General features: G+C 70.1%; 4 protein-coding genes and 1 pseudogene. 3 read left to right on the top strand and 2 right to left on the bottom strand.

The genetic code is table 11. From position 1 onward, the window contains the following. The 3 genes and pseudogenes from VA603_RS10935 to VA603_RS10925 form a co-directional block, all read left to right on the top strand. A pseudogene (locus VA603_RS10935) lies at positions 1-340 on the top strand (saccharopine dehydrogenase); the annotation flags it as partial. 133 nt (positions 341-473) lie between these two features. After that, positions 474-860, top strand: a complete 387-nt coding sequence (locus VA603_RS10930; protein ID WP_132864026.1) for a BlaI/MecI/CopY family transcriptional regulator — start codon at positions 474-476, stop codon at positions 858-860. 2 nt (positions 861-862) lie between these two features. Then, the gene (locus VA603_RS10925) at positions 863-2,713 is read left to right on the top strand and encodes a M56 family metallopeptidase (protein WP_323438841.1); all 1,851 of its coding nucleotides are present in this window, start codon (positions 863-865) and stop codon (positions 2,711-2,713) included. Between the two features lie 128 nt (positions 2,714-2,841). Here the strand turns inward: VA603_RS10925 and VA603_RS10920 are convergent, their stop codons facing one another. Then, positions 2,842-3,909 carry a ribonuclease H-like domain-containing protein gene (locus VA603_RS10920; RefSeq protein ID WP_323438840.1) on the bottom strand — a complete coding sequence of 356 codons (1,068 nt, stop codon included), beginning with the start codon at positions 3,907-3,909 and terminating at the stop codon, positions 2,842-2,844. Next, positions 3,906-5,787, bottom strand: a 1,882-nt coding sequence (locus VA603_RS10915; RefSeq protein WP_323438839.1) for a DEAD/DEAH box helicase, incomplete at its 5' end; no start/stop codon positions are given. The genes VA603_RS10920 and VA603_RS10915, both read right to left, overlap by 4 nt.

Genomic DNA, 5,787 nt, shown 5'->3' with positions numbered 1-5,787 from the left:
CTGGCTGCGTCGTTGCGGGTTGCCACTGCCGATGGAGGCCATGGCCGGCGTCTTCGCCCGTGCAGGACGCTGGTTCGACCGCTTCGGCACCGACCTGGGCGGCATGCGCGTGACCCTGCGCGGGCTGCGCGGCGGTGTTACCCACACCGCGCATTGGGACCTGACCGCACCGATGCTGCACGGCCCGGAGATCCCGACCTTCGCCGCGGTGCTGCTGGCGCGCCGCTTCGCCCGAGGCGAGCCTCTGCCAACCGGCGCCCACGCCTGCGTCGGCCTGCTCACCCTGGCCGAATTCGAAAGCGAGTTCGTGCGCTGGCAGATCGAAAGCGCAGCTTCCTGAACCGGCGGAGCTTATGCCGCCCACGGTTTGGCTGAAGCGTTCATGTGGCCGTGCGGCAGGGTGCCGACCGGGCTATTGACTACATTTGTAGTCAGGCCTACCGTGACGACACGTGTAGTCACCGGAGCGGGCCATGCGCCGCAAGACCATCGGGGACCAGGAACTGGCCCTGCTGCAGTACATCGGAGAGAACGAACCCACCAGTGTCGGTGAGGTCGCCACGGCGTTCGGCGAGGCGCGCGGGTTGGCCCGCTCGACCGTGCTGACCATGATGGAGCGGCTGCGCACCAAGGGGTACCTGCAGCGCGCCCAGCAGGACGGCGTGTACCGCTACCACACCACCGCCGAGCAGCAGGACGTGGTCAACAGCGCGGTCGGCAGCTTCGTGGAGAAGACCCTGCAGGGTTCGATCTCGCCGTTCGTGGCGTGGATGTCGGAAAAGGCCGCCGTCAGCGACAACGAGCTGGCCGAACTGGAAGCGCTGGTCAGCAAGCTGCAGTCGCAGCGCCGGGAGGATTGATCATGGACAGCCTGTTCGAACTGCTGGGCAACCGCCTGCTCGCCACCAGCGTGCAGACCGTCGTGCTCACCGCGCTGGTCTGGGCGTTGTGCCGCTTCGTGCGGCGCCTGCCGGCCAGCACCCAATGCGCGCTGTGGTGGCTGGTCGCGCTGCAGGCGGTGGTCGGCCTGGTCTGGAGCGCACCGCTGCAGCTGCCGGTGCTGCCGGCGATGGACAGCACCGTCAACGTGGTGCAACAGGCCGCCGCTGCCGCGCCGCCGCAGGCCAATGCCGCACCGGTGATCGTGATGCAGCCACTGCCGTTGGAGAGCGGCTGGTCCTGGCTGCAGGTGGTGATGGCGGTGTGGTTGGCCGGCGTGCTGGTGATGGCGCTGCGCACCTGGGTGGCCTGGCGTGCCAGCCGCGCGCTGCTGCGCCACGCCCAGCCGTGCCAGGACCACAAGCTCAACGCGGCCCTGAGGCTGGCCGCCGAGGCCCATGGCCTGTCGCGTGCACCGCGGCTGATGCTCAGCAGTGCCATCGACTCGCCGCAGTTGATCGGTCCCTGGCGGCCGGTGCTGCTGTTGCCGGCGCGTGGCCTGCCGCGCATGCGTGACGACGACCTGGACATGGCGTTGACCCATGAGCTGGTGCACCTGCAGCGCCACGACCTGTGGCTGGGCCTGATGCCGGCCCTGGCCCAACACCTGTTCTTCTTCCACCCGCTGGTGCATCTGGCGGCGCGCGAATACGCCATCGCCCGCGAAGCCGCGGTGGATGCCGCGGTGGTCGCCGGCGACCGCCATTGCCGCCAGCACTACGGACGCCTGCTGCTGCAGCTGGGCGTCGCACCCCGGCCCGGCGCTGGCCTTGCCAGTGCTTCGCCGACCTTCCTCAGCCTCAAGCGGAGATTGCTCATGCTGCAGAACACCTCTTCGTTCCCGCGCGTCGGCGCGGGCCTCATCCTGGCCGCGGTCGCGCTGGCGGGGGTGCTGCCGATGCGCCTGGTCGCCATGCCGGGCCCGCCCGCGCCCCCGGCGCCGCCTGCAGCCCCGCTGGCGCCGCCGCCGCCGCCGGTACCGCCTGCACCGGCAGCCGGCGCGTCGGTGGAGCACACCGTGATCCGTACCAACGGTGACCTGGATGACCTGCCGGTGCCCCCGGCACCGCCCGCTCCGCCCGCACCCCGCGCGGCCAAGCCACCGGCCGCTCCTGCAGCGCCGGCTGCACCGGTTGCACCGGCGCGATCGCTGAGCACGCAAGGCGTGATCCACCTCAGTGATGACGGCGGCCGCAACAGCTACGTGCTGGTCAAAGGCAACCAAAGCATCATGAACGGCACGCTCGCCGACCTGCACCAGGCGCAGCGGCTCAACGATGGCAATGGCGTGATCCTGCTGCGCCGCGACGGCAAGCGTTACGTGGTGCACGATGCCGACACGCTGTCGCGCTTCCAGCAGATCCACCAGGAGACGCAGCGCATCGCCGACGAACAGGGCAAGCTGGGTGACCGCCAGGGCGCGTTGGGTGAGCGTCAGGGTGAAATCGGCGAGCGCATGGGGGAGATCGGCGAGCGCATCGGTGAGATCGCCGCGCGCCAGGCCGAGCTAGCGCTGGCGCGCCGGGACGACGCATCGGCGCGCCGGGCGATGGAAGACGCGCGCCGCGAAGCGGAGAAGGCGCGTGCGGAAATGGACAACCCGGCGATGCGCGAGGAGATGCGATCGCTGGCGCGCCAACAAGCTGAGCTGGGCCGCCAGCAGAGTGAACTCGGCCGGCAGCAGGCTGCGGCGAGCCAGCGCGCCCGCCAGGAAGTCGAGCGCCTGATCGACCAGGTCATCCGTAACGGCATCGCGCGGCCGATCAACGGTTGAGGGTGCATGGGCCGGCCCGCGTTGCGGTGCCGGCCCATTGCGTCGTGCCGCCGCCGCATGCCCGGCATCCATCCCATCCACCGGCAGGACGGCAGCACGCGGTAACGCCGCCTGCCGATGCCTGCGGGTCAGCCTTGCCCGGTCAACGCCAGCGCCGCGCGCTCGTCGGCCTCGGCCTGCACCAGCCGCAGGAACAGCTGCGCCAGCGTCACCACGTCCTGGTGGTTGTGCTCGCCGACGCGGCGCAGGTTGCGCGCGCTGCCGCCGCGCAGGTAGTTGAGCCACGCCGCCGGTGCCTCGGAACCGGGCAGGTCGTCCTCGCGTGCGATGCGCAACAGCTGGCGTTCGATGGTCGCCAGCCGGCAGTTCTCCCAGGTGCCGCGATAGCGACGCCGTGTCGGGTAGAGCAGGTCCACGTGGTCGAGCGCCGAGATCGGGTCTCCGCGCCGCGCCAGGCGGTAGCGGGTCTTCAACAACGGGGCGTCGTAGCTGCGGCCGTTGTAGCTGGACAACACGGTGGACGGCGACAACCAGCTGGCGAACCGCTCCAGCATCGCGCCTTCGGCCGCCATCGTGGACATCAACAACTGGCGCACGCGCAGGCCTTCGCCGCGCAGTGCGTCGCGGTACCAGTCGGCGGCACCGATCATGAAAGCACGGGTGCCGGTGCCACCGGCCAGGCCGGTGGTCTCGGTATCGAAGAACAACAGGTCCTGCGCGGCGACCGTTTCATCCGGCCGCTTGCTGAAGGCCAGTGACAACGGCTGGGCGGGAATGGCCTGCGGAATGAAGGCTTCGATCAGGTGCAGGCCGGGCGCGACCTCGGTGCCGGGCAGGCTGCGGTCGACCGGCCCGCTGCGCTCGGCGCGTGGGGTGTGCGTGATCGCGCGGTTGCGTGAGGCCAGCAGCCTGCGCAGCGCATCACCGTCCTGCGCGCGCGGCGGGCTGGGTTTGTGCTGGATCGCATCGACCCAGCCGAACACCGAACCGCCTTGGTCCGCCTGTCGCTGGGGCGGCGTTGGCAGTGACGCCGTAGGTGCATCCGCAGCCAACGAAGTGCCTGGTGCAACCGCCGGTGTGGCCGCGGCTTCGACCGGCGCCGGTTTCGCGCCCAAGGGCGTTTCCACCGCAGGGGCCTGCGCTGCATGGCCGGCCTGCCTGCGCAGTGCCTTGAGCTTGTCCAGGCTGATGCTCATGGCAGCAGGTCGAGCGCCTCATCCATCACGACGGCCTGCACCTGCTCACAACGTTCGTCCGACAGCAGCGACAGCACCCGCAACGCCAGCGCGCGCGGGGTGACGCCGTTGCCTTCTTCCTGCGCGGCCAGCACCGGGCCCACGCAGGCCGGGCAGCCGGCGGTGCAGTCGCAACGCTCGACCAGTTCCAGCGCGCGCGGCACCAGCTCGCCCTGGCGCAGCCACAGCGGCTCGCTCAGGCCGACGCCGCCGGGGAAGTTGTCGTACAGGTACACGGTCGGCACGAAGCTCTGCATCAGCTCCACCGCGCCTTCACCGCCTTCCACGCCACGCAGCTGGCCGCGACCGGTCTGGTCGGCCACCGCGAACCACGCGCCGTCGCCGTTGCCCACCGCCTTCTGCAGGTCGCGCGCATCGGCCATCACCGCCACGGTGGCGACGATGTGCAGCGCGTATGCCGCGCCGAGGAAGCCATCGAGCGCGTCCTGCTTCTGCGCGAAGCTGCGCAGCAGCGTGGCCTGCGGCAACTGCCACCACACCGACGTGGTGTGCAGCTCCTGGTCGGGCAGGTTGACCGGGCCGTAGCCGATGTTCTCGTGCGTGTAGTAGCGGATCTTCTTGTAGCCGGCCACGCGCCGCACCACGTGCACCTCACCGTGGTGCGAGTCACCGCGCCCGGCCACGTTGCCGTCGAAGCGATCCAGCACCTTGAGCTTGGTGTAGTCGATGCTGTCGGTGTAGTAGTCCACGTGCGTGCGGGTGACGTAGGCCTTGCGCCCGTCCCAGTCCAGCCGCTCGACCTGGTAGGGCGTGCTTTGCACCATGTGGATCGCGCCTTCGTACAGGGTCAGCGCGGCGGCGGAGTAGTCCACCTCGGCGATGATCTGCTGCTTGCCGTCGCTGCGGTCCACCACCACGAAGTTGCCATCGGCCACCGCGCGCAGGCTCACCGCGTTGGCCGGGTAGCTGTCGGCGATCCACTCCCAGCGGTCGCCTTCCTGGTGGATCACCTCGGTTTCGGCCAGCGCCTGCAGGAACACCAGCGGGTCGATCGGCCCGAACGGCTCACCGGCCAGGAACGGCAGTTCGAACGCCGCGCAGCGGATGTGGTCGAACAGGATCAGCGGTTGGTCCGGCGCGATCCGCGCGTGCTCGGGCGTGGCGTTGGCGAAGAAGTCCGGGTGCCGCACCACGTACTGGTCCAGGGGTTGGCTGCTGGCCACCATCACGCCCAGCGCCGCCTGCTGGCGACGGCCGGCGCGGCCGAAGCGCTGCCAGGTCGCCGCCACGCTGCCGGGGTAGCCGTTGAGTACCACCACGTCCAGCGCGCCGATGTCCACGCCCAGCTCCAGCGCCGAGGTGCTGACGATGCCGTCGATGTCGCCGGCGCGCATCGCGCGCTCCACCTCGCGGCGCTCGGTGGGCAGGTAGCCGCCGCGATAGGCGCGGATGCGCGCCGGCTTGCGCGGGTCGTTGTCGAAGATGTCTTTGAGGTACTTGGTCAGCACTTCCACCATCAACCGCGTCTGCGCGAACACCAGCGTCTTCAGGCCGCTCTTGATCGCGATGCGGGCGATGCGGTTGGCCTGCGAACGCGCCGAGGCGCGCAGGCCCAGGTCAGGGTTGATCACCGGCGGGTTCCACAGCAGCACGTGCTTGGGCCCGGCCGGTGCGCCGCTCTCGGTGATCGCATGCACCTGTTCCTCCACCAGTGCCTCGGCATGCGCATGCGGGTTACCGATGGTGGCCGAGCACAGGATGAACTGCGGTTGCACGCCGTAGAACGCGCAGATGCGCTTGAGCCGGCGGATCACGTTGGTGACGTGGCTGCCGAACACGCCGCGGTAGGTGTGGATCTCGTCGATCACCACGTAGCGC

Origin of the sequence: Stenotrophomonas capsici, from assembly GCF_034961085.1 — a bacterium.
Classification (GTDB): Bacteria; Pseudomonadota; Gammaproteobacteria; order Xanthomonadales; family Xanthomonadaceae; genus Stenotrophomonas; species Stenotrophomonas capsici.
Note: the sequence above shows the minus strand (reverse complement) of the source record. Positions and strands in the feature narration are given on the sequence as shown.

Bases quoted from the DNA above. Each gene is read 5' to 3' on its own strand.
- VA603_RS10930 (WP_132864026.1), top strand. From the start codon at position 474: ATGCGCCGCAAGACCATCGGGGACCAGGAACTGGCCCTGCTGCAGTAC.
- VA603_RS10925 (WP_323438841.1), top strand. From the start codon at position 863: ATGGACAGCCTGTTCGAACTGCTGGGCAACCGCCTGCTCGCCACCAGC.
- VA603_RS10920 (WP_323438840.1), bottom strand. From the start codon at position 3,909: ATGAGCATCAGCCTGGACAAGCTCAAGGCACTGCGCAGGCAGGCCGGC.